The 19,328-nt window shown below is 66.8% G+C and carries 20 protein-coding genes; 14 read left to right on the top strand and 6 right to left on the bottom strand.

What is annotated here, in order from left to right; translation table 11 throughout:
* The first annotated feature begins 50 nt into the window (after positions 1-50).
* The 5 genes from lepB to recO all read left to right on the top strand — a co-directional run bounded on the left by lepB (position 51) and on the right by recO (position 3,747).
* Positions 51-851 carry a signal peptidase I gene (lepB, locus tag XcuCFBP2542_RS02670; RefSeq protein WP_104602087.1) on the top strand — a complete coding sequence of 267 codons (801 nt, stop codon included), beginning with the start codon at positions 51-53 and terminating at the stop codon, positions 849-851.
* Positions 852-1,259, top strand: a complete 408-nt coding sequence (locus XcuCFBP2542_RS02665; protein WP_104602086.1) for a DUF4845 domain-containing protein — start codon at positions 852-854, stop codon at positions 1,257-1,259.
* A complete protein-coding gene (rnc, locus tag XcuCFBP2542_RS02660; protein WP_104602085.1) occupies positions 1,249-1,929 on the top strand; it encodes a ribonuclease III in 681 nt (226 codons plus the stop codon). Before XcuCFBP2542_RS02665 ends, rnc begins: the two co-directional genes overlap by 11 nt.
* Positions 1,926-2,822, top strand: coding sequence for a GTPase Era (era, locus tag XcuCFBP2542_RS02655; protein ID WP_104602084.1), 897 nt, complete (start codon positions 1,926-1,928; stop codon positions 2,820-2,822). Before rnc ends, era begins: the two co-directional genes overlap by 4 nt.
* Before the next feature lie 202 nt (positions 2,823-3,024).
* Complete coding sequence (gene recO / locus XcuCFBP2542_RS02650) at positions 3,025-3,747, top strand: DNA repair protein RecO (protein WP_104602083.1); 723 nt, start codon at positions 3,025-3,027, stop codon at positions 3,745-3,747.
* A gap of 18 nt (positions 3,748-3,765) precedes the next feature.
* On the opposite strand, the gene XcuCFBP2542_RS02645 is transcribed toward recO, so the two are convergent.
* Positions 3,766-4,488 (bottom strand): response regulator, encoded by a 723-nt coding sequence (locus tag XcuCFBP2542_RS02645; RefSeq protein ID WP_104602082.1) that lies wholly within the window; start codon positions 4,486-4,488, stop codon positions 3,766-3,768.
* A gap of 158 nt (positions 4,489-4,646) precedes the next feature.
* Between XcuCFBP2542_RS02645 and rlmD the strand changes: the two genes are divergently transcribed.
* The 9 genes from rlmD to XcuCFBP2542_RS02600 all read left to right on the top strand — a co-directional run bounded on the left by rlmD (position 4,647) and on the right by XcuCFBP2542_RS02600 (position 12,992).
* Positions 4,647-5,981 (top strand): 23S rRNA (uracil(1939)-C(5))-methyltransferase RlmD, encoded by a 1,335-nt coding sequence (rlmD, locus tag XcuCFBP2542_RS02640; RefSeq protein WP_104602081.1) that lies wholly within the window; start codon positions 4,647-4,649, stop codon positions 5,979-5,981.
* 79 nt (positions 5,982-6,060) lie between these two features.
* The gene (locus XcuCFBP2542_RS02635) at positions 6,061-6,576 is read left to right on the top strand and encodes a CYTH domain-containing protein (RefSeq protein WP_104602080.1); all 516 of its coding nucleotides are present in this window, start codon (positions 6,061-6,063) and stop codon (positions 6,574-6,576) included.
* A 123-nt stretch (positions 6,577-6,699) separates the two neighbouring features.
* A complete protein-coding gene (locus XcuCFBP2542_RS02630) occupies positions 6,700-7,383 on the top strand; it encodes a DsbA family oxidoreductase (protein WP_104602079.1) in 684 nt (227 codons plus the stop codon).
* 39 nt (positions 7,384-7,422) lie between these two features.
* The gene (locus XcuCFBP2542_RS02625) at positions 7,423-8,439 is read left to right on the top strand and encodes an NAD(P)/FAD-dependent oxidoreductase (RefSeq protein ID WP_223214408.1); all 1,017 of its coding nucleotides are present in this window, start codon (positions 7,423-7,425) and stop codon (positions 8,437-8,439) included.
* A 166-nt stretch (positions 8,440-8,605) separates the two neighbouring features.
* The gene (locus tag XcuCFBP2542_RS02620) at positions 8,606-10,180 is read left to right on the top strand and encodes a cryptochrome/photolyase family protein (RefSeq protein WP_104602210.1); all 1,575 of its coding nucleotides are present in this window, start codon (positions 8,606-8,608) and stop codon (positions 10,178-10,180) included.
* 177 nt (positions 10,181-10,357) lie between these two features.
* Entirely contained in the window at positions 10,358-11,359 is a 1,002-nt protein-coding gene (gene nagZ / locus XcuCFBP2542_RS02615; protein ID WP_104602078.1) for a beta-N-acetylhexosaminidase, read from the top strand.
* Positions 11,359-11,913, top strand: coding sequence for a hypoxanthine-guanine phosphoribosyltransferase (locus tag XcuCFBP2542_RS02610; RefSeq protein ID WP_104602077.1), 555 nt, complete (start codon positions 11,359-11,361; stop codon positions 11,911-11,913). Before nagZ ends, XcuCFBP2542_RS02610 begins: the two co-directional genes overlap by 1 nt.
* 31 nt (positions 11,914-11,944) lie before the next feature.
* Entirely contained in the window at positions 11,945-12,697 is a 753-nt protein-coding gene (locus XcuCFBP2542_RS02605; RefSeq protein ID WP_104602076.1) for an S-methyl-5'-thioinosine phosphorylase, read from the top strand.
* Between the two features lie 88 nt (positions 12,698-12,785).
* Positions 12,786-12,992 carry a cold-shock protein gene (locus tag XcuCFBP2542_RS02600; RefSeq protein WP_104602075.1) on the top strand — a complete coding sequence of 69 codons (207 nt, stop codon included), beginning with the start codon at positions 12,786-12,788 and terminating at the stop codon, positions 12,990-12,992.
* A 335-nt stretch (positions 12,993-13,327) separates the two neighbouring features.
* On the opposite strand, the gene pdeM is transcribed toward XcuCFBP2542_RS02600, so the two are convergent.
* Genes pdeM through XcuCFBP2542_RS02575 form a run of 5 tightly spaced genes read right to left on the bottom strand, consistent with a single transcriptional unit; the run spans position 13,328 to position 19,301 of the window.
* A complete protein-coding gene (pdeM, locus tag XcuCFBP2542_RS02595; protein WP_104602074.1) occupies positions 13,328-13,972 on the bottom strand; it encodes a ligase-associated DNA damage response endonuclease PdeM in 645 nt (214 codons plus the stop codon).
* Positions 13,962-16,463 (bottom strand): ligase-associated DNA damage response DEXH box helicase, encoded by a 2,502-nt coding sequence (locus XcuCFBP2542_RS02590; protein ID WP_104602073.1) that lies wholly within the window; start codon positions 16,461-16,463, stop codon positions 13,962-13,964. Before XcuCFBP2542_RS02590 ends, pdeM begins: the two co-directional genes overlap by 11 nt.
* Entirely contained in the window at positions 16,460-18,064 is a 1,605-nt protein-coding gene (locus XcuCFBP2542_RS02585; protein ID WP_104602072.1) for an ATP-dependent DNA ligase, read from the bottom strand. The genes XcuCFBP2542_RS02590 and XcuCFBP2542_RS02585 overlap by 4 nt, the downstream gene beginning before the upstream one ends.
* Complete coding sequence (locus XcuCFBP2542_RS02580; RefSeq protein WP_104602071.1) at positions 18,061-18,294, bottom strand: hypothetical protein; 234 nt, start codon at positions 18,292-18,294, stop codon at positions 18,061-18,063. The genes XcuCFBP2542_RS02585 and XcuCFBP2542_RS02580 overlap by 4 nt, the downstream gene beginning before the upstream one ends.
* Positions 18,291-19,301, bottom strand: a complete 1,011-nt coding sequence (locus XcuCFBP2542_RS02575) for a ligase-associated DNA damage response exonuclease (RefSeq protein ID WP_104602070.1) — start codon at positions 19,299-19,301, stop codon at positions 18,291-18,293. The genes XcuCFBP2542_RS02580 and XcuCFBP2542_RS02575 overlap by 4 nt, the downstream gene beginning before the upstream one ends.
* Positions 19,302-19,328: the final 27 nt, after the last annotated feature.

Here is a 19,328-nt window from a genome sequence, read left to right as displayed (position 1 = left end):
GTTCCGATTCCCCATTCTCGATTCTCGATTCCCTTTCCGAAGGAACACCAATGAAATGGTTTGAAATCATCCTGGTTGTGCTGACCCTGGGCAGCGGCTTCATCTGGCTGCTGGACAAGCTGTTCCTGGCCAAGCGCCGGGCCGCACGGGCCGGGTTGCTGGACAGCGAGCCGGCCATCATCGACTACTCGCGCGCCTTCTTCCCGGTGCTGGCGGTGGTGTTGATCCTGCGCAGCTTCGTGGCCGAGCCGTACAAGATTCCGTCCAGCTCGATGATGCCCAACCTGCTGATCGGCGATTTCATCCTGGTCAACAAGTTCGCCTACGGCTTCCGCCTGCCGATCACCAATACCAAGTTCATCCCCATCGGCGAGCCCAAGCGCGGCGACGTGGTGGTGTTCAAGCCGCCGCATGCGCCGGACCAGAACTGGATCAAGCGCGTGGTGGGCCTGCCCGGCGACAGGATCGGTTTCCACGGCGACACGCTGTACATCAACGACAAGCCCATGCGCTACACGGTCAAGGGCGAGTACATCGGCAAGGGCAAGGGCGCCGAAATGACCGGCACCTCGCTGCTGGTGGAAGACCTGCCCGGTCGCACGCATACCGTGCTGGAGTGGGTGGGCCGCAACATGCCGGCCGGCCAGGGCGACTGGACGGTGCCGGCAGACAGCTATTTCGTGATGGGGGACAATCGCGACAATAGCGAAGACAGCCGGTTCTGGACCCAGACGCACTTCCTGCCGGAAGCCAATCTGCGCGGCAAGGCGTTCCTGATCTGGCTCAATTGCGAAGGGTGGTTCTGCAAGGGGAGTTTCGATCCATCGCGGATCGGGACCGGAATCCAGTAAATGCACGCACGGCGTGCCAGGGGAAGCACAATGAAGCGCAAGCAGAGCGGTATGACGTTGACCTCGTTCGTGGTGGTGCTGGCGGTGGTCGGGTTCGGCCTGTATATCGGGATGAAGCTGTTTCCGATGTACCAGGAGTACTACTCCGTGCGCACCGCGATGAAGGGCCTGGCCAACGAGCCGGGGAGTGCCAACATGGACCCGTCCAAGTTACAGGATCTGTTCTTTCGTCGGCTGTATATCAATTACTCGGAAAACGTCAAGAAAGAGGACGTCAAGTTCGAGCGGATCGATGGCGGCTGGCGGATGAAGGTCAACTACGAAGTGCGTCGCGAGCTGATCGGTAATCTGGATATCGTGGGTAAGTTCGACACGTCCGAGGACATGAAAGGGCGCAGTGTCGAATAGAACCTTCCAGCGCGGTGATCCGATCGGGCATGCGTTCGCCGATCCGGGTCTGCTCGCCCAGGCGCTGCGCCATCGCAGCGCCGGAACGCCGCACAACGAGCGGTTGGAGTTCCTCGGCGACGGGATCGTCAACCTGCTGATCGCCGAGGCGCTGTACCAGCGCTGGCCCAAGGCCGACGAAGGCGCACTGACCCGCGCACGCGCCGAGCTGGTACGCGAAGGTGCGCTGGCGGTGATCGGCCGCACGCTCAACCTGGGCGAACGGCTGACCCTGGGGCCGGGCGAGCTCAAATCCGGCGGCCATCGCCGCGATTCCATCCTGGCCGATGCGGTCGAGGCGATCGTCGCGGCCATCTACCTGGACTGCGGCTTCGAGCGCTGCCGGGCAGTGGTGTTGCCGTGGTTCGAGCCCTCGCTGGCGGCATTGCCGGTCGGCAAGGCGGAAAAAGATCCCAAGACCCGGCTGCAGGAATGGTTGCAGGCACGGCAGCTGCCATTGCCCACCTACGCCCTGCTCAGCGAAAGCGGCGACGAGCACGCCAAGCAGTTCCATGTGGCCTGCATCCTGGAGCAGCCCTTCTCGCGTGCCGAAGGCCAGGGCACCTCGCGCCGTCTTGCCGAACAACAGGCGGCGGCCACCGTCATCGCACAATTGGATGTCAATACGTGAGCGAAACCACTCCCCACCGTAGCGGCAGCGTTGCCGTGATCGGCCGGCCGAATGTCGGCAAATCCACCTTGACCAATGCCCTGGTGGGCGCCAAGGTCAGCATCGTCTCCAACCGGCCGCAGACCACGCGCCACCGCTTGCTGGGCATCGCCACCTTCCCGGAAGGCCAGCTGATGCTGGTCGACACGCCCGGGCTGCATCGCGAGCAGAAGCGCGCGATGAACCGGGTGATGAACCGTGCCGCGCGCGGCTCGCTCGAAGGTGTGGATGCGGCCGTGCTGGTGATCGAGGCCGGCCGCTGGGACGAAGAGGACACCCTGGCCTTCCGCGTGCTCAGCGATGCCAACGTGCCGGTCGTGCTGGTGGTCAACAAGGTGGACCGGCTCAAGGACAAGACCGCGCTGTTCCCGTTCCTGGCCCAGGTCAGCGAAGGGCGCACCTTCGCGGCGGTGCATCCGGTCTCCGCGCTCAAGCGCAAGGGGCTGGAAGCCTTGGTGAGCGATCTGCTCAAGCTGGTGCCCGAAGCCGAGGCGATGTTCGGCGAGGACGAAATCACCGACCGCAGCCAGCGTTTCCTGGCCGGCGAGCTGGTCCGCGAGCAGCTGATGCGTCAGCTCGGCGAAGAATTGCCGTATGCCACCACGGTGGAGATCGAACGGTTTGCCGAAGACGGCGCGCTGCTGCGCATTGGTGCGGTGATCTGGGTCGAGCGCGAAGGCCAGAAGGCCATCGTGATCGGCAAGGGCGGCACCCGCCTGAAGGACATCGGCGGCAAGGCGCGCCTGCAGATGGAGCGGCTGTTCGGTGCCAAGGTGTTCCTGGAAACCTGGGTGCGCGTGCGCGAAGGCTGGTCGGACGACGAGGCGGCGTTGAAGGCGTTCGGCTACGAATGAGGCCGGGACCGGGGACCCGGGACCCGGGACCCGGGAAGAGCGCTGGAGCGTTCATCCGAAGCAAGCGGAAAACGGCGCTGTGGTGCGCCTTTGGTGCTGACCGCATGGCGCTTGGATTTGGCGGCGACGGCGGCGTGCATTTTCGGCGACGTGGCGAGCAGCTGCTTGCCCTGGCTTTTCCCAAGTCCCGGCTCCTCCTCGCATGCTGATCGAACACGAGCCCGGCTTCGTATTGCATGTGCGGGCCTGGCGCGAAACCAGCTTGCTGGTGGAGGTGCTGACCGAACAGCACGGGCGGGTGGGACTGCTGGCGCGTGGTGTGCACGGGCCGCGCAAGCAGGCGTTGCGGGCGGCATTGCAGCCGTTGCAGTTGATCCAGTTCAGTGCCGTGCAACGCGGCGAGCTCGCACAGTTGCGCCAGGCCGAGGCGCTGGATACCGCGCCGCGTCTGGTCGGCGAACGCATGCTGGCCGGTTTCTATATGTGCGAACTGCTGCTGCGCCTTGCGCCACGCAATGATGCGGTGCCGGAGTTGTACGCGTGCTATGCGCAGGCGCGCGCGCATCTGGCCTCCGAACTGCCACTGGCCTGGGGGTTGCGCCGGTTCGAGCGCGACGTGCTGGAGGGGCTGGGGTTCGGCTTCGATCTGCAACACGACAGTGATGGCCAGCCGATCGACCCGGCTGCGCGGTATCGGCTCGATGCCCAGGACGGCGCCATGCGTGTGCTGAGCGAACGCCTGGCGCAGGACCGGCGCGAAACCGTTACCGGTGCGGGGTTGCTGGCCCTGGGGGAAGACCGCATGCCGGCCGCCGAGGACATGCCCGGCCTGCGGCGCAGCATGCGCCGCGTGCTGCTGCAGCATTTGAACGGGCGCGGCCTGAAATCCTGGGAAATGCTCGAGGATCTGGCGCGCCATCGCTGAGCGCCCGCGCGGCGTGGCTCAGCGCAGCAAGGCCGTCACCGCCGCGTGGAACTGGGTCTGTGCGGTGCGCGACTGCGGGTCGCCGCGCAGCAGGCGCACGGCGCCGGCCAGGCGGGCGGCGCCGACAAAGCCGCAGCTGGCCTGCAGGCGGTGCAGGTGGTCACGCAAGGCCTGCCCGTCGCTGATCTTCAGGGCCGAGTCCACCGCATCACGGGTGCCAGGTAGCTCTGCCAGGAACAACTCGCGCAAGGCATTGAGGTGGTGCTGCTGACCGTTGAGCGCACTCAGTGCGGCCGTCTCGTCCCAATCGTGGGTGGCGATATCCAGCACTCCCGCCGGTGCCACGCTGTAGCGGCCGCGCGACAGCCCGCGGCGTACGGCTTGCAACAGGCGTTCGGTGGACAGCGGCTTGACCAGCATTTCCAGGAATCCTTCCGATTGCAGGTCGCGCTGCATGTCCGCATTGCCGTCGGCGGTATGCGCCAACGCGGGCACGTCCGGATGCAGCAGGCGCAATGCGCGCAGCAGGCCACCGCCGGTGCCGTCGGGAAGGTTGACATCGATCAGCCACAGATCGTGACGGCGCTCGCGGGCGCGGTCCAGCGCCGATGCCAATGAATCGGCCCAGTCGACCAGGGCCGGCAGGCTTTCCAGCGCGGCTTGCAGGAAGCCACGGCTGATCGGGTCGTCTTCCACCAACAGCAGGCGTGGATGGGGTTCTTGACGGGTTGCAATATTCATGCTGCCTCCTTGCCAGCGATGCCGCGTCCTGACCTGCCGCGCGTTGGCGAAGTGTGCCTGTGTTTGTGGGGCGCCACAATTGCCGCGCTGCCCGGCGAGGCCGGCGTCGATCGCATCTGCGACAATACGCACCCTTTTTGCCCGCAGCCTGTCGCCACGTGGCCAGAACCCGCAATCGCCTAGACCGTACTCCTTTCCAGACCGCCATCACCGATCTCAGCCACGACGGCCGCGGAGTGGCCCGTCGCGACGGCGAGGGCGGCAAGGTGACCTTCATCAGCGGCGCCTTGCCGGGCGAACAGGTACGTGCCGAACCCACCGCGCGCAGCCGCCATTTCGACGAAGCCAAAACGATCGAAGTGCTGGAGGCCTCACCGCAGCGGGTGGCTCCGCGTTGCCCGCACTTCGGCGTCTGCGCCGGTTGCGTGCTGCAGCACCTGGAACAATCGCAGCAGATCCTCGCCAAGCAGCGCGTGCTGACCGACAACCTCGAACGGATCGGGCATGTCACCCCGCAGACCGTGTTGCCTGCCCTGGTGGGTGACAGCTGGGGCTACCGGCGCAAGGGGCGTTTCTCGGTGAGGCGGGTGGAGAAGAAGGACAAGACCCTGGTCGGCTTCCGCGAGCTGGACCCGCGTTTCGTGGCCGACCTGTCGGTGTGCTACACGGTGATTCCGCAGATCGGCGAGAAGATCCCGTTGCTGGCGGCGCTGATCGAAGGCATGGACGGCAAGCGCGACATCCCACAGATCGAATTCATCGCTGGCGACGAAGCGGTGGCGCTGACCATCCGTCACATGCAGCCGCTCAGCGAGCGCGATCAGCAGGCCTGGGTGGAATTTGCCCAGACGCACGGCTTTGCCATCTTCCTGCAGCCCGGCGGCGTGGACAGCGTGCACCCGCTGTGGCCGCGCGAGGTGCCGCTGGCATTCCGCCTGCCGCAATGGGATGTCGAGCTGGCGTTCCGGCCGCTGGACTTCATCCAGGTCAATGCCTCGCTCAACCAGAAGATGATCGCGCATGCGCTGGCGCTGCTCGATGCCAGCGCTGACGATCGTGTGCTGGATTTGTTCTGCGGCCTGGGTAACTTCACCCTGCCGCTGGCACGCACAGTGCGCGAGGTGGTAGGCGTGGAAGGCGATGCCGGGCTGGTAGCGCGCGCCAAGGAAAACGCCGAGCGCAATGGCCTGGCCAACGCGCAGTTCTACGCCGCCGACCTCACCCAGGACCAACGCAATGCGCCATGGATGAAGCAGGGCTTCGACAAGCTGCTGCTCGATCCGCCGCGTTCCGGCGCACTGGAAGTGCTGCAACAGCTGCCATTGAAGCGCTTCCAGCGCATCGTCTACGTCAGCTGCCACCCCGGTTCACTGGCGCGCGATGCCGGCTATCTGGTCAACGAACAGGGCTTCACCCTGGTGTCGGCGGGGGCGATGGACATGTTCCCGCACACCGCGCATGTGGAAAGTATTGCGGTGTTTGAGAAGCGGTGAATCGGGAATAGGGAATAGGGAATCGTAACGGCGGACGGCTTATGCTTTCCCGATTCCCGATTCCCGATTCCCGATTCCCATGCCTCTCGAAATCGAACGCAAGTTTCTCGTCACCGGCGATGGGTGGCGTGCTGCCGCGCATGCGGTGATCCCGATGGCGCAGGGCTACATCAATGACCAGGCGGCGTTGCGTAGCGTGGCGCAGAATGCGTCGGTACGGGTCCGGGTGCAGGGCGAGAGCGCGTTCTTGAATCTGAAGTCGCGCGAGGTGGGGCATACCCGGCAGGAGTTCGAGTACCCGATTCCCGTTGCCGATGCGCGCGCGCTGCTGGACCTGTGTGTCGGCGGGCTGATCGACAAGCGCCGGCATCTGGTCCAGTACCAGGGCCATATGTGGGAAGTGGACGAATTTCTCGGCGACAACGCCGGGCTGGTGGTGGCCGAGATCGAGCTCGCCAGTGCCGATGAAGCCTTTGCCAAGCCCGAGTGGATCGGCGCGGAAGTGACCGACGACACGCGTTACTACAATCTGGCGCTGGCATCGCATCCGTTCAAGCAGTGGCGGGAGTCGGGATTGGGGATTGGGGATTGGTAAAGGAGCAAGGGTGATGCGTCGGCCCTGGACGATGCGTTGCCAATCCCCAATCCCCAATCCCCAATCCGCGTGTTGGGGCTTATGCTCTGCCAATCCCCACTGCCAAATCCCCAATCCCCGCTTATGCGCATCGATATCTGGTCCGACGTGGTCTGCCCCTGGTGCTGGATCGGCAAACGCCGTTTCGAACAGGCCATTGCCGCGCTTGGCGACAAGGCGCCGGCGCTGGACATTCATTACCACGCGTTCGAGCTGGACCCGGAGGCCGGCACAGATCCGGTGCCGTTGCGCGATGCCCTGGCACGCAAGTTCGGCGGTGCCGCACGCGTAGATCAGATGCTTGCGCAGACCCAGGCCACGGCGCGCGCCGAGGGCCTGCCATTGGATTTTGGCCGCGGCCAGGTGCAGGTCAATACCCTGCGTGCGCATCGGCTGCTGTGGCTGGCCACCCACGAAGGCGATGTGGGTGCGGTGATGGAAGCCCTGTTCCATGCGCATTTCGCCGAAGGCCGCAACGTTGCGGCGACGCAGACGCTGGTGAATGCCGGTGAGGCCGGCGGTCTGGCGGCTGCGCGGGTGCAGGCAATGCTGGACTCCGACGAAGGCACGGTGGAAGTGCAGGCGCAGTTGGCACAGGCCAGCGCACTGGGCATCCGGGCAGTGCCCAGTTTCGTGATCGACGGACGCAGCCTGATCCAGGGGGCGCAGCCGCCGGAGAGTTTTGCGCAGGCGCTGTTGCAGCTGGCCGCCGAATCGGTGCCTGTCGGTGGCGCCGACGCCTGCGGGCCGGATGGCTGCGCGGTCTGACCTGCCGATGGCAGCACGTCTGTGCAAGGTGTTGATCCGATGATGTCGCCATGCCGCCCAACGCGCGTGGCGATCATTGGTGCCGGCCTGGCGGGGCTGGCCTGCGCCGATGCACTGCAGAGAGTTGGCCTTCGCGTAACGGTGTACGAAAGCGCCGACACAGTTGGCGGACGCCTGCATACCTGCACCGGACAGGGCTGGCAGTGCGACGACGGCGCGCAGTACTTCACCGCGCGCGATCCGGGTTTTGCGGCCGTGGTGGATGCATGGATCGCTGCCGGCATCGCCGCGCGCTGGCCGGCACGGGTCGCCAGTTGGGATGGCGCCACGCTGCGCCACTCGCAACGCGCATTGGCGCGGTTTGTGGGGACTCCCACGATGGACGCACCCGCACGCGCGCTGGCAGCCGGCCTGGAGGTGCGCACGCGGACGAGTGTCCATGCGATCGAGCGCAGCAGCGCGGGATGGGTGGTCAACCTCGGTGCTGCGACTGCAGCGGCAACACAGATGGTCGATGCGGTGCTGCTGGCAGTGCCGGCTCCCGATGCGGCCAGGTTGCTGGCCGAGCGCGCACCTGCGCTGTTGCGCGTTGCCCGCAGCGCGCAGATGTTGCCGGCCTGGGCCGTCGTGTTGCGGTTTGCTGCGCCCATCGATCCGGGCTACGACGCCTTGTTCGTCAACGCCGGCCCGGTGCGCTGGGTGGCGCGCGATTCCAGCAAACCCGCACGCGCCGGTGCCGAGACCTGGTTGCTGCATGCCACGGCGACGTGGAGCCAGGTGCATGGCGATGCCACGCCCGCGCAGGTGATCGCCAGCCTGTTGCCCGAACTGGCGGCGCTGGGCCTGCCGCCACCGCTGGCCTGCGACGCGTATCGCTGGGTGGCGGCCAGTACTGATCCGCCATTGCAGGCCGGCTCTGTCTGGGATGCCAGCCTCGGGCTCGGCCTGTGTGGCGACTGGCTGGCGGGTGGGAAGGTCGAAGGCGCCTGGCGCAGCGGAACTGCCCTGGCACGCGAGGTGGCCGGCGTCACGGTAACAGGCGTCAAGCCGCAGTGATGGGATGGCGTGCCGCCGCGTCGGTAGCGATGCAGCACTGCCTGCAATGCACGCGCGTGGTCGCATCGCCCGGCATGCTTTCGACAACGCTGCACACGCTGCACACGCTGCTGCGCGCTACGCAATCCGCAGTGCCCGCCACGGCTGTGCTGGGCCGACGTTGGTGATGCCGCCCGAAACCCATTCGACTGATAGCACGGCGCAAACGCCTGCCCACACCTTGCGCCTGATCCTGGGCGATCAGCTCAATCCGCAGCACAGCTGGTTCGCCACGCATGACCCTGGCGTGGTCCATGTGCTGATGGAGGTGCGCGCCGAAACCGACTACGTGCTGCACCATGCGCAGAAGATCCTGGCGATCTTCGCCGCGATGCGTGCGTTTGCCGCCGCGCTGCGACAGGCTGGCCACCGCGTGCGGTACGTGGCAATCGACGCCGCCAGCAACCGGCAGTCGATTCCGGCCAACCTTGGCGCACTGATGGCGCATTACCGCGCGCAGCAACTGGAATATCAGGCCCCGGACGAATGGCGGCTGGACGAGGCCTTGCAGCAGTGGCGTGCCACGCAGGCGTTCGTCACGCGCATGGTCGATAGCGAGCATTTTCTGACCACGCGTGACGAGGTGGCTGCGTGCTTCCGCGCGGGTAGCCAATGGCGCATGGAAGTGTTCTATCGGCAGATGCGCAGGCGCCATCGCATCCTGCTCGATGCCGCCGGGCAACCGGAAGGCGGGCGCTGGAACTTCGATCACGACAATCGCGCGCCGTGGCCAGGCGATCCGCTGGCGCCGCAAGACTGGCGCAGCGCACACGATCACAGCCAGTTATGGCGCAGCATCGAAGCGGCAGGCGTCCGCAGTTTCGGCGCACCCAGTGCCGACGCGTTGCCGTGGCCACTGGATCGCGCCGAAGCGTTGCAGCACCTGGAGGCCTTCATCGAACGCGCCTTGCCGGATTTCGGCCGCTACGAAGATGCGATGAGCACGCGTAGCCCGCGGCTGTTCCATTCGCTGCTGTCGTTCGCGCTCAACGTCAAGATGCTGCACCCGGCCGAAGTCATCGCGCGCGCGCAAGCTGCCTGGCGGCAGGGGCGGGCACCGCTGGCCTCGGTGGAAGGCTTCATCCGGCAGATCCTGGGCTGGCGCGAATACGTGCGCGGCGTGTACTGGTCACAGATGCCTGAGTACGCGCAGACCAATCACCTGGATCAGCACCTGCCGTTGCCGCACTGGTTCTGGGATGGGCAGATCGGCATGCGCTGCCTGGCCGATGCGGTGGGCAATTCGCTGGCCAACGCGCATGCGCACCACATCCAGCGGCTGATGGTGATCGGCAATTTTGCGCTGCTGGCGGGGCTGGATCCGCAGGCGCTGCATCGTTGGTACCTGGGGGTCTATATCGACGCCTTCGAGTGGGTGGAGCTGCCCAATACGGTGGGGATGAGCCAGTTCGCCGATGGCGGCCTGCTCGGCAGCAAGCCGTATATCAGCGGCGCGGCCTATATCGACCGCATGAGCGATTACTGCGGCGGCTGCCGCTACCAGCGCAAGGTGCGGGTCGGTGCACGGGCCTGCCCGTACAACGCCTTGTATTGGGATTTTCTGCAGCGGCAACGTTCGTTGCTGGGGAATAACGAACGCTTGGCGATGCCGTACCGGCAGCTCGACCGCATGGCGCCCGAGGTGCTGGAAGGCATCCAGGCCCAGGCGGCGCATTGGCGGGCACAGCTGGAAGTGCTCTGAAACCGGGGCGAGGCCGAGACCGGCGCGGCGACCCGGCGGTCAGGACGCCATGCAGCGTGGCTGCCCGCCAGCCTACCGATCCAACGCCTGCCTGAATGCGCAATCTGACGCTGCAACGCGCATCTGCGACAATGCCGCGCTGCGCCCTCGTGGCGCCTGGCCCGGGAGTCCCCCAACATGCTTTTGATCGGCGTTGCCGGTACCGAACTCAGCGCACAGGAACGCGACTGGCTGCAGCACGATGCGGTCGCCGGGGTGGTGCTGTTCAAGCGCAACTTCGCCTCGCGCGCGCAGGTGGCCGAGTTGTCCGCCTCCATCCGCGCCGCCGCGCCGCGCCCGGTGTTGATCTGCGTGGACCAGGAAGGCGGCCGTGTGCAGCGCTTTCGCGAAGGCTTCAGCGCGTTGGCGCCGTTGCAGAGCTTCGGCACCCAGTACCAGCAGGATCCGGAGGGCGCGCTTGCCGCGGCCCGCGCGCATGCACAGCTGATGGCCAGCGAAGTCCGCGCCAGCGGCGTGGACCTGAGTTTTGCACCGGTGGTGGACCTGGGCCGCGGCAATCGCGCCATCGGCGATCGCGCCTTCAGCGACGATCCGCAGGTCGTGGCCACCTTCACCCGCGCCTATGTGCAGGCCCTGCATGGCGCCGGCATGGCGGCCACGCTCAAGCATTTTCCCGGCCATGGCACGGTGCTGGAAGATACCCATGTGGATCACGCCAGCGACCCGCGTCCGCTTGAGGTGCTGCAGGCCGAAGACCTGTTGCCGTTCGTGGCGGGCATCGAGGCCGGCGCCGACGCGGTGATGATGGCGCACGTGGTCTACCCGCAGGTGGCGCCCGAACCGGCCGGCTATTCGTCGCGCTGGATCGAGCAGATCCTGCGCGGGCAACTGGGCTTTCGCGGCGTGGTGTTCTCCGACGACATCGGCATGGCCGCCTCGTTCAGCGCCGGCGGTGTGGCCGGGCGCGTGCATGCGCATCTGGATGCCGGCTGCGATGTGGTGCTGGTCTGCCATCCGGAACTGGTTCCCGAGTCGCTGCAGGCCGTGCAGGGCCGCCACCTCAATACCGCCGCGCTGATCGGCCTGATCGGGCGCGGTGCGCTCGGCTGGGACGGCTTGCTGGCCGGCACCGACGCTTCCTTCAACACTCCTTCTGCCCCTTCCGGAACACTTGCCTGATGTCCACGCTCACCATTTCCCAGGCCCTGGCCCAAGCCGACCTGCTGGTCGATCGCCCCGCCATCGACGCGGCCGTCTCCACCATCGCCGACGCCATCGCGCGCGACTATGCCGGCGAAGTGCCGGTGTACCTCACCATCATGCACGGCGCGCTGCCGTTTTCCGGCCAGCTGGCGCTGGAGCTGGGCGCGCGGGGTCAGGACCTGCAGTTCGATTACCTGCACGCCACCCGTTACCGCGGCGAAACCGTCGGCGGCGAGCTGGTGTGGAAGCACCGCCCGGCCACGGCATTGTTCGGTCGCCGGGTGATCCTGGTCGACGACATCCTCGATGAGGGCTACACGCTGCAGAGCGTGCGCCAGTGGTGCCTGGAGCAGGGCGCCACCGATGTGCGCGTGGCGGTGCTGACCGTCAAGCGTCACGACCGCTGCGTGCCTGGCGTGACCGCCGACTACGTGGGCGTGGAAGTGCCCGACCGCTACGTATTCGGCTTCGGCATGGACGTCAACGAGCAGCTGCGCGGCATCCCTGCCATCTATGCGATGAAGCAGTAACTCCACGCCCGTTTCGTAGCAGAGGTCGTCCATGTCCCCCAATTCCATTGCACTGGCCGTCATTGGCGGCACCGGTGTCTACAAGCTTGCGCAGCTCGACGACGTGCAGACGCATGAACTCGACACCCCGTACGGCGCACCGTCCGGGCCGATCCGTGTCGGCAGGTTGCTCGGCCATCGCGTGGCGTTCCTGGCCCGGCATGGCGAAGGGCATTCGCTGCCGCCGCACAAGGTCAACTACCGCGCAAACATCGCTGCATTGCAGCAAATCGGCGCCTCGCGCGTGCTGGCGCTCAATACCGTCGGCGGCATCACCGAGCAGTTCGGACCGCGCGTGCTGGCATGCCCGGACCAGCTGATCGACTACACCTCGGGCCGCATTTCCACGTTCTGTGAAGAGCCGGGGAGCGAGGTGCAGCATGTGGATTTCGGCCACCCGTATTCGCCGCTGTTCCGCAGCAAGGTAATCGCTGCCGCCAAGGTGACCGGCGTCACGCTGGTTGCCGGCGGATGCTACGGCGCAACCCAGGGGCCGCGTCTGGAAACGGTTGCAGAGGTTGCCCGCATGCGCCGCGACGGCTGCGATCTGGTTGGCATGACCGGCATGCCGGAGGCAGGGCTGGCGCGCGAAAAGGGCCTGGAATACGCGTGTCTGGCGATCGTGGCCAACTGGGCTGCCGGCTGCGGCGATGCCCAGGAGATCACCATGGCCGAGGTATTGTCCAATGTGGAAGCGGCCTCGTCGGGCATGCCGGAACTGATTGGCGAACTTGCGCGTGGGTGATTGTCATCGGGGCATAAGCTTTGCATACTCGGCGGCGTACGCACCGCCGTACATCACCCATTAATTATTGCAAAGGTCTCGCATCACCATGCCTAACGGTACCGTCAAGTGGTTCAACGACGCCAAGGGATTTGGCTTCATCTCACCGGAGGACGGCAGCGCCGATGTCTTCGCGCACTTCTCCGCGATCAACTCCAAGGGCTTCCGCAGCCTGCAGGAAGGCCAGGCCGTCAGTTATGACGTGACCCAGGGCCCCAAGGGCGCCCAGGCTTCGAACATCACGCCGGTCGAGTAACCCCACTCGATTGTGCGCTTGAAGAACCCCGCTACGGCGGGGTTTTTTTTGCACCGGCCCAAGCGCGGGCGGTGCGCGCGATATGTCCTTGGCTGCGGATCTGTTTCTTCTACGCGTACAACGTGGGCGCGCTGATGTCGGTGTGACGGCTCTGGTCAGCAACGCTCTGATTGTTGGGAACATCATCCGCCGGACGATCTGGTGTTTGAATTCGGGGCTATAGCGGGCCATCGGGGTCTCCATCTGAGGATTCAGGGGAGCGGACAACTATCGCGACATGATGCCCAGTCGGCGATTCGTCGATCGCGCAACAGCGCATTCGCCACAGCGCCGGTTCAACGCACCGGCAAGGCCACCGCATCGCCTTCCACGCAGGCAACCAGGCGCTCGCCCGGGATCAGGGTCGGCACCACGCCGGCGGTGAAATGCGAGAACGCCGGAAGGATGGTGACGTTCTCGCGCAACCAGAACGCCGGCCAGCGCCGCGACAGCCCGGGCAGTGCCGCCAGCGGATGCAGATGCCCGCACAGCACATGGCCGGTGGGGTGCGGTAGCGGATCGTGGCGCAACACGAACGGGCCGTCTTCGACCTGTTCGCCGGCTGCTTCGATATGCAGATCTGCACTTGCCAAGGCGCGATCGTGATTGCCGCGGATGGCGATCACGCGCAGGGTGCAATGCCGTTCGCGCCAGGCGCTCCAGCGTCGATGCCAGGCCGCGCGCGGTGCCGGTCCGTGCAGCAGGTCGCCAAGAATCCATAGCGCGTCCACCTCGCACTGCGCGAGCAACGCATCCAGCCGGTCCAGATCATGCGCGGTGCCGCCTGCCGGCAACCCGATGCCGGCACGCCGGAACACATCGGCCTTGCCCAGATGCAGGTCGGCAATCAGCAAGGCGCGCCGCGCTGGCCGGTACAGCGCACGTTCGCCGAGCAGTTGCACGGTTTCGCCGCCCAGCTGCAGCTGCACGCTATCGCCCATGCTTGCGCTCCAGTTGTTCGGCGGCGCGCAACACGCGCGCTTTCCAGTCTTCAGTGCTCAGCTGGCCACGCACGCGCTCGGCCCACAGCGGAAACGACAATGGGGTGAGGCTGCGTGGCGTGCGCAGGCGCAGCTCGCGCCGGGCGCAGTCCTCCAGCGCGTGCGCCAGGCGCGCCAGTTCCAGTTGGCCTTCGAAGACTTCGCGTTCGGCTTGCGCCAGCAGCAGATGGTCGGGATCGAAGCGCTGTAACACGTCGTAGAGCAATCCGCTGGACGCCTGCAACTGACGCAGGCTGCGCGGTGCGCGACCTGGCAACGAGGGCGACAACAGACCGGCCACGCGCGCGATCTCGCGGAATTGGCGGCGTGCCAGCTCGCCCAGGTTGAGGCTGTCGCGCAGATCGTCGAACAGGCCAACCGGCGACAGCAGTGCTTGCAGCAGGCCAGCGTCGATCTCGACGTCCTGCGCCGGCGAGAGCACGAAGCCGTAATCGTTGGCGGCGAAGCTGAAGGTATTGCGCTGGCGGCGGCCCCAGCGTGCGGCCAACAGCGCGGCCAACCCTTCGTTGACCTGGCGGCCGGCGAACGGGTACACGAACACATGCCGGCCATCGCGCGCCTTGATGCTTTCCACCAACAGGTGATCGGGGCCGGGGAGCGACGAGAGCGATGCCTGCAAGTGCAGCAGCGGTGCCAGCGCCTGCATCTCCGGCGCCTCGCCAGGATCGGCGAACAGCGCCTCCACTTCGCGCCCCAATGCCGACGACAGCGGCATGCGCCCGCCCATCCATTTGGGCACCACCCCGCTGCCGCCTTTTGCCACGCGCACATACGCGGTCATGTCTTCCAGGCGCACCAGCTCCAGCAGCCGGCCGGCGAACTGGAAACGGTCGCCGCAGCGCAGGCGGCCGACGAACTGTTCTTCCACCGCGCCCAGCCGGCCGCCACGCAGGAACTGCACGCGCACGCTGCCATCGCTGGTGATGGTGCCGATGGACAGCCGATGGCGCAGCGCAACGCGCCGATCGGTGACGCGGTAGATGCCGTCGTCGTCGCGCACCACCTTGTGGAAATCCGGGTAATGCGCCAACGCGCTGCCGCCTTGCACGATGAAATCGAGCACTGCAGTCCAGGTGGCCCGGTCCAGTGCGGCGAAGGCATCGGTGCCGCGTACCTGCGTGAACAAGGCATCGGCATCGAAGCCGCCGCCGAGCGCGAGGGTGACGCAGTGCTGTGCCAGCACGTCCAGCGACAACCGTGGCGGTGGCCGTGCTTCGATGTGGCCGTGGGCAATCGCACGACGCGCAGCGGCGTACTCCACCAGTTCCAGCGCATGCGAGGGCACGCACACCACGTGGCCGGATTCGCCGGGCCGGTGCCGCGCCCGGCCGGCGCGTTGCAGCAACCGCGCAATGCCCTTGGGGCTGCCGACCTGCAGCACCTGATCCACCGCCGGAAAATCCACGCCCAGATCCAGGCTGGAAGTGGCGACCACGCAGCGCAAGCTGCCATCGCGCAGCCCTTGCTCGGCAGCTGCGCGCAAGCTCGGGTCCAGCGAGCCGTGGTGCAGCGCCAGCGTGGCCGGATCGTCCGGCCACACGGCGCTCAGGGCCTGATGCAACAGCTCTGCCTGTGCGCGCGTATTGGTAAACACCAGGCTGGTGCCGTGCTGCAGGATCTTCTGCAGCACGCGCGCCAGTTGCGCCAGGCCCAGGTGGCCGGCCCACGGAAAGCGCTCGCCGCTGTCGGGCAACAGCGTCTCCAGCGTCATGGCGCGCGGCTTGACGCCGGACACCAGCGCGGCATCGGGTAGATGCGGCAGCAGTACGTCGCGTGCCTGCGCCAGATTGCCCAAGGTGGCCGACAGGCCCCAGATGCGCAGGGTCGGCGTCCAGCCGCGCAGGCGCGCCAGGCACAGCTGCAGCAGCACGCCCCGCTTGTTGCCCAGCAGCTCGTGCCACTCGTCCACGATCACGCAACGCAACGCCGACAGCTGCGGCGCGGTGTCCGGATACGACAGCAACAGGGCGAGCGATTCGGGCGTGGTGACCAGTACATCGAGCTTGCCGCTGCGCGCCAGGCGCTTGTCGCGCGCGCTGGCATCGCCGGTACGCAGGCCCACCTGCCAATCCAGCCCCAAGGCGTCCACCGGTTCGCGCAGCGCACGCGCGGTGTCGGCGGCCAGTGCGCGCAGTGGTGTGATCCAGAGCACCTGCAGCGTGCGTTGTTGCTGCCGGCGTGCGCTGGCTGGGGGCCTGGCGGAGTGTGCCGCTGGTTTGCGTCCGCGCGCGGCCAGCGCTTCCAGCAGCGGACCGCCGAAGGCCGCCAGCGTCTTGCCGCTCCCTGTGGGGGTATGCAGCAACCCGGATTCGCCGTCGAGATAGCGCTTCCACACATCGCGTTGAAATGGCAACGGCGCCCAGCCGCGCTGTGCGAACCAGACGCGCCACTGCTGCAGCGGCGTCGCGCGCAGTGGCTGCGGTGCCGTCACCGCGCCAGTGCCTGCAGGCTGCTCAGATGATCGGCTTCGGACATCGGCTTGTCCTGACGCCAACGCAGAATGCGTGGGAAGCGCACCGCGATGCCGGATTTGTGCCGGGCGCTGCGGTTCACCGCTTCAAACCCCAGCTCGAACACATGATGCGCAGTGACCGCGCGCACCGGGCCGAACCGCTCGGTGGTGTTGGCACGAATCCAGCGATCCAGCTGCAGAATTTCCTTGTCGTCCAGACCCGAATACGCCTTGGCGATCGGCACCAATTGCCCGTCATGCCACAGCCCGAAGGTGTAGTCGGTGTAGAGCGTGCTGCGCCGGCCGTGGCCGGCTTGCGCGTACAACAACACCGCATCGATGGTGAGTGGGTCGATCTTCCATTTCCACCAATCGCCGCGACGGCGACCGGCCTGATACACCGAGGTGGCGCGCTTGAGCATCAGCCCTTCCACGCCGCGTTCGCGTGCTTCCACGCGCACCTGCGCTGCGGCCTGCCAGTCGCTCGCCTGCACCAGCGGCGAGGCGACAATGCGCGGGTCGGCAAGTGTGGTCAGCACGCCTTCCAGCAATGCGCGTCGCTCCTGCAGCGGGCGCTCGCGCAGGTCCACGCCATCCAGTTCCAGCAGGTCGTAGGCGACCACGCGCGCCGGTGCGGCCGCCAGGGTCTTGGGCCCCGGCTTGAGCCGCTGGATGCGCGTTTGCAAGGCGGTGAACGCCATCGGCAACGGCTGCCCGGGTTGCCAGGCCAGCAGTTCGCCATCGATGACGGTGCCGTCGGGCAACTGCAACGCCGCCTGTTCGATCTCCGGGAAGCGGCCATCCAGGCGTTCTTCGCCGCGCGACCACAAGGCCGCTTCGCCCGCGCGCCGGATCAGCTGCAGGCGGATGCCATCCCATTTCCATTCCAGCAGCCAGTCGTCGATGGCGCCCAGCGTGTCCACCTCCGCCTCCAGCGGCGAGGCGAGAAAGAACGGATAGGGCTGCTGGCGGTCGCCGGGCAGTTCCTCGCTGGTCAACAGGTCGGCCAGGTAGGTGGGATGCGGGCGCCAGCTGCCCAGCATGCGTTGCGCGATGCGGGCGATGTCCACGCCCGACAACTCGGCCAGTGCCTGTTGCACCAGCCGCTGCGACACACCCACGCGCAGGGCGCCGGTTAGCAGTTTGTTGAACACCAGGCGCTCGTCGAAGGCCAGGCTGCGCCAGGCCTGCACGATGCACGCCTTGCGCACGTCCACCTCCTGGTTGGCGATCGGCAACAGCCGCTGTTCGATCCAGTCGGCCAGCGGCAGATCGGCCGCTTCGGTGGCCGGGTCGTCGAGCAGCAAGGCCAGCGTTTCGGCTAGGTCGCCCACGTGGTCGTAGCTGTCGGCCACCAGCCAGTCGGCGATCCCGGCGGTGTCGGTGATCCATTCGCGCAGCTCGCCGCTGCTGGCAATGCGCATGCGGCTGCTGGCGACCTTGCCGCCGGCCAGCAGGTACAGCGCCCAGGCCGCATCCAGCGGAGCGGCATCGCGAAAATAGGCGACCAGCGCGGCACGCTTGTCGAGCGTGCCGGTACTGCGGTCCAGGGTGCGGTACAGCGCAGCAAACCGCTTCACGGCACCGCCTGCGCCGTTGCATGTCGGTCGGCCGCGCGCAGCTCCAGCGCACGGCGCGTGAATGCCGCCAGCGTGCGCGGGCGGCGCTGTGGCCGGGGTGGGCCGATGACCGCGGCCGGCGCACTGCGATGCACGCGAAATGCCAGCGCATGCCGGCGGAACGCCAGTGCGCCGCTCAAACGAATGCGCGGACGTGCGCGCGTATACCGGCGTGCGGGGAGTGGGTTCATTCCTCGGCTCCAAAATCGGTGCGGAAGGCTTCGGCTGCAACACCGCGCTCGCGTAGGTGCTGTATCAGTGCATCGGTGTTGCCATGGGTGGCGATCACGCGGCGCGCGCCGGTGTCTTCGATGGTGCGCAGCAGGTCCGGCCAGTCGGCGTGGTCGGACATCACGAAGCCGCGGTCGTAATTGCGTCGCCGCCGGTTGCCGCGGATGCGCATCCAGCCCGAGGCGAATCCCTGTTGTGCATGCCGGAAACGGCGGATCCAGGTGCTGCCCGCAGCCGAAGGCGGTGCCAGCACCAGTTGTCCGGCATAGTCGGCGCCGCGCGCGTGCTCGCTGACTGGTTGGGTATCCAGCATCGGGATGCCGGCCTGGCGATACACCTCCACGCCGATGGCGACCGCGCCGTGCAGCAACGCCGGTTGGGTGTCCCAGGCACGCAGTTCGGCCAGTACGCGTTGCGCCTTGCCCAGGGCGTAGCAATACAGGATGGCGGCTTCGCCGCGTGCGGCGCATTCGTGGCGCCAAGCGACGATGTCGGCGGCAACACTCGATGTGTCCGGCCAGCGATACACCGGCAGGCCGAAGGTCGCTTCGGTGATGAAGGTGTCGCAGGGCACCACCTCGAAGGGCTTGCAGGTGGGATCGTGCTGGCGCTTGTAGTCGCCCGAGGCCACCCAGACCTCGCCATCCACTTCGATGCGCACCTGCGCCGAGCCCAGTACGTGTCCGGCCGGATGCAGCGACACGCGGGCGCGTCCCAACGGAAACGCTTCACCATCGGCATGCGTGTGATAGGCCTGTTCGCCAAGCCGCCACTGCAGGATCGGCAGGCTTTCGCGCGTGCAGTGGTACTCGCCCATGCCGCTGCGCGCGTGGTCGCCATGCCCGTGGGTAATTACCGCGCGCGGCACCGGCCGCCACGGATCGATGTGGAAGTCGCCCTGCGGGCAATACAACCCTTCGGGCCCCAGCACCACCAGATCGCCGTGTTTGTCGTTGCCGTTGCGCATGGCCCAACTCTGGCCAAGCCGGTGTGC

This window comes from Xanthomonas cucurbitae, assembly GCF_002939885.1.
Lineage (GTDB): Bacteria > Pseudomonadota > Gammaproteobacteria > Xanthomonadales > Xanthomonadaceae > Xanthomonas > Xanthomonas cucurbitae.
This window is presented reverse-complemented; position numbering and strand designations above follow the sequence as displayed.

What these genes read in the sequence shown, in the direction of transcription:
- XcuCFBP2542_RS02635 (WP_104602080.1), top strand. Translation starts at nt 6,061, where the DNA reads ATGCCTCTCGAAATCGAACGCAAGTTTCTCGTCACCGGCGATGGGTGG.
- XcuCFBP2542_RS02645 (WP_104602082.1), bottom strand. Translation starts at nt 4,488, where the DNA reads ATGAATATTGCAACCCGTCAAGAACCCCATCCACGCCTGCTGTTGGTG.
- nagZ (WP_104602078.1), top strand. Translation starts at nt 10,358, where the DNA reads ATGCTTTTGATCGGCGTTGCCGGTACCGAACTCAGCGCACAGGAACGC.
- XcuCFBP2542_RS02625 (WP_223214408.1), top strand. Translation starts at nt 7,423, where the DNA reads ATGATGTCGCCATGCCGCCCAACGCGCGTGGCGATCATTGGTGCCGGC.
- XcuCFBP2542_RS02605 (WP_104602076.1), top strand. Translation starts at nt 11,945, where the DNA reads ATGTCCCCCAATTCCATTGCACTGGCCGTCATTGGCGGCACCGGTGTC.
- XcuCFBP2542_RS02665 (WP_104602086.1), top strand. Translation starts at nt 852, where the DNA reads ATGCACGCACGGCGTGCCAGGGGAAGCACAATGAAGCGCAAGCAGAGC.
- recO (WP_104602083.1), top strand. Translation starts at nt 3,025, where the DNA reads ATGCTGATCGAACACGAGCCCGGCTTCGTATTGCATGTGCGGGCCTGG.
- XcuCFBP2542_RS02580 (WP_104602071.1), bottom strand. Translation starts at nt 18,294, where the DNA reads ATGAACCCACTCCCCGCACGCCGGTATACGCGCGCACGTCCGCGCATT.
- XcuCFBP2542_RS02610 (WP_104602077.1), top strand. Translation starts at nt 11,359, where the DNA reads ATGTCCACGCTCACCATTTCCCAGGCCCTGGCCCAAGCCGACCTGCTG.
- lepB (WP_104602087.1), top strand. Translation starts at nt 51, where the DNA reads ATGAAATGGTTTGAAATCATCCTGGTTGTGCTGACCCTGGGCAGCGGC.
- XcuCFBP2542_RS02630 (WP_104602079.1), top strand. Translation starts at nt 6,700, where the DNA reads ATGCGCATCGATATCTGGTCCGACGTGGTCTGCCCCTGGTGCTGGATC.
- XcuCFBP2542_RS02620 (WP_104602210.1), top strand. Translation starts at nt 8,606, where the DNA reads ATGCCGCCCGAAACCCATTCGACTGATAGCACGGCGCAAACGCCTGCC.
- pdeM (WP_104602074.1), bottom strand. Translation starts at nt 13,972, where the DNA reads ATGGGCGATAGCGTGCAGCTGCAGCTGGGCGGCGAAACCGTGCAACTG.
- XcuCFBP2542_RS02600 (WP_104602075.1), top strand. Translation starts at nt 12,786, where the DNA reads ATGCCTAACGGTACCGTCAAGTGGTTCAACGACGCCAAGGGATTTGGC.
- XcuCFBP2542_RS02575 (WP_104602070.1), bottom strand. Translation starts at nt 19,301, where the DNA reads ATGCGCAACGGCAACGACAAACACGGCGATCTGGTGGTGCTGGGGCCC.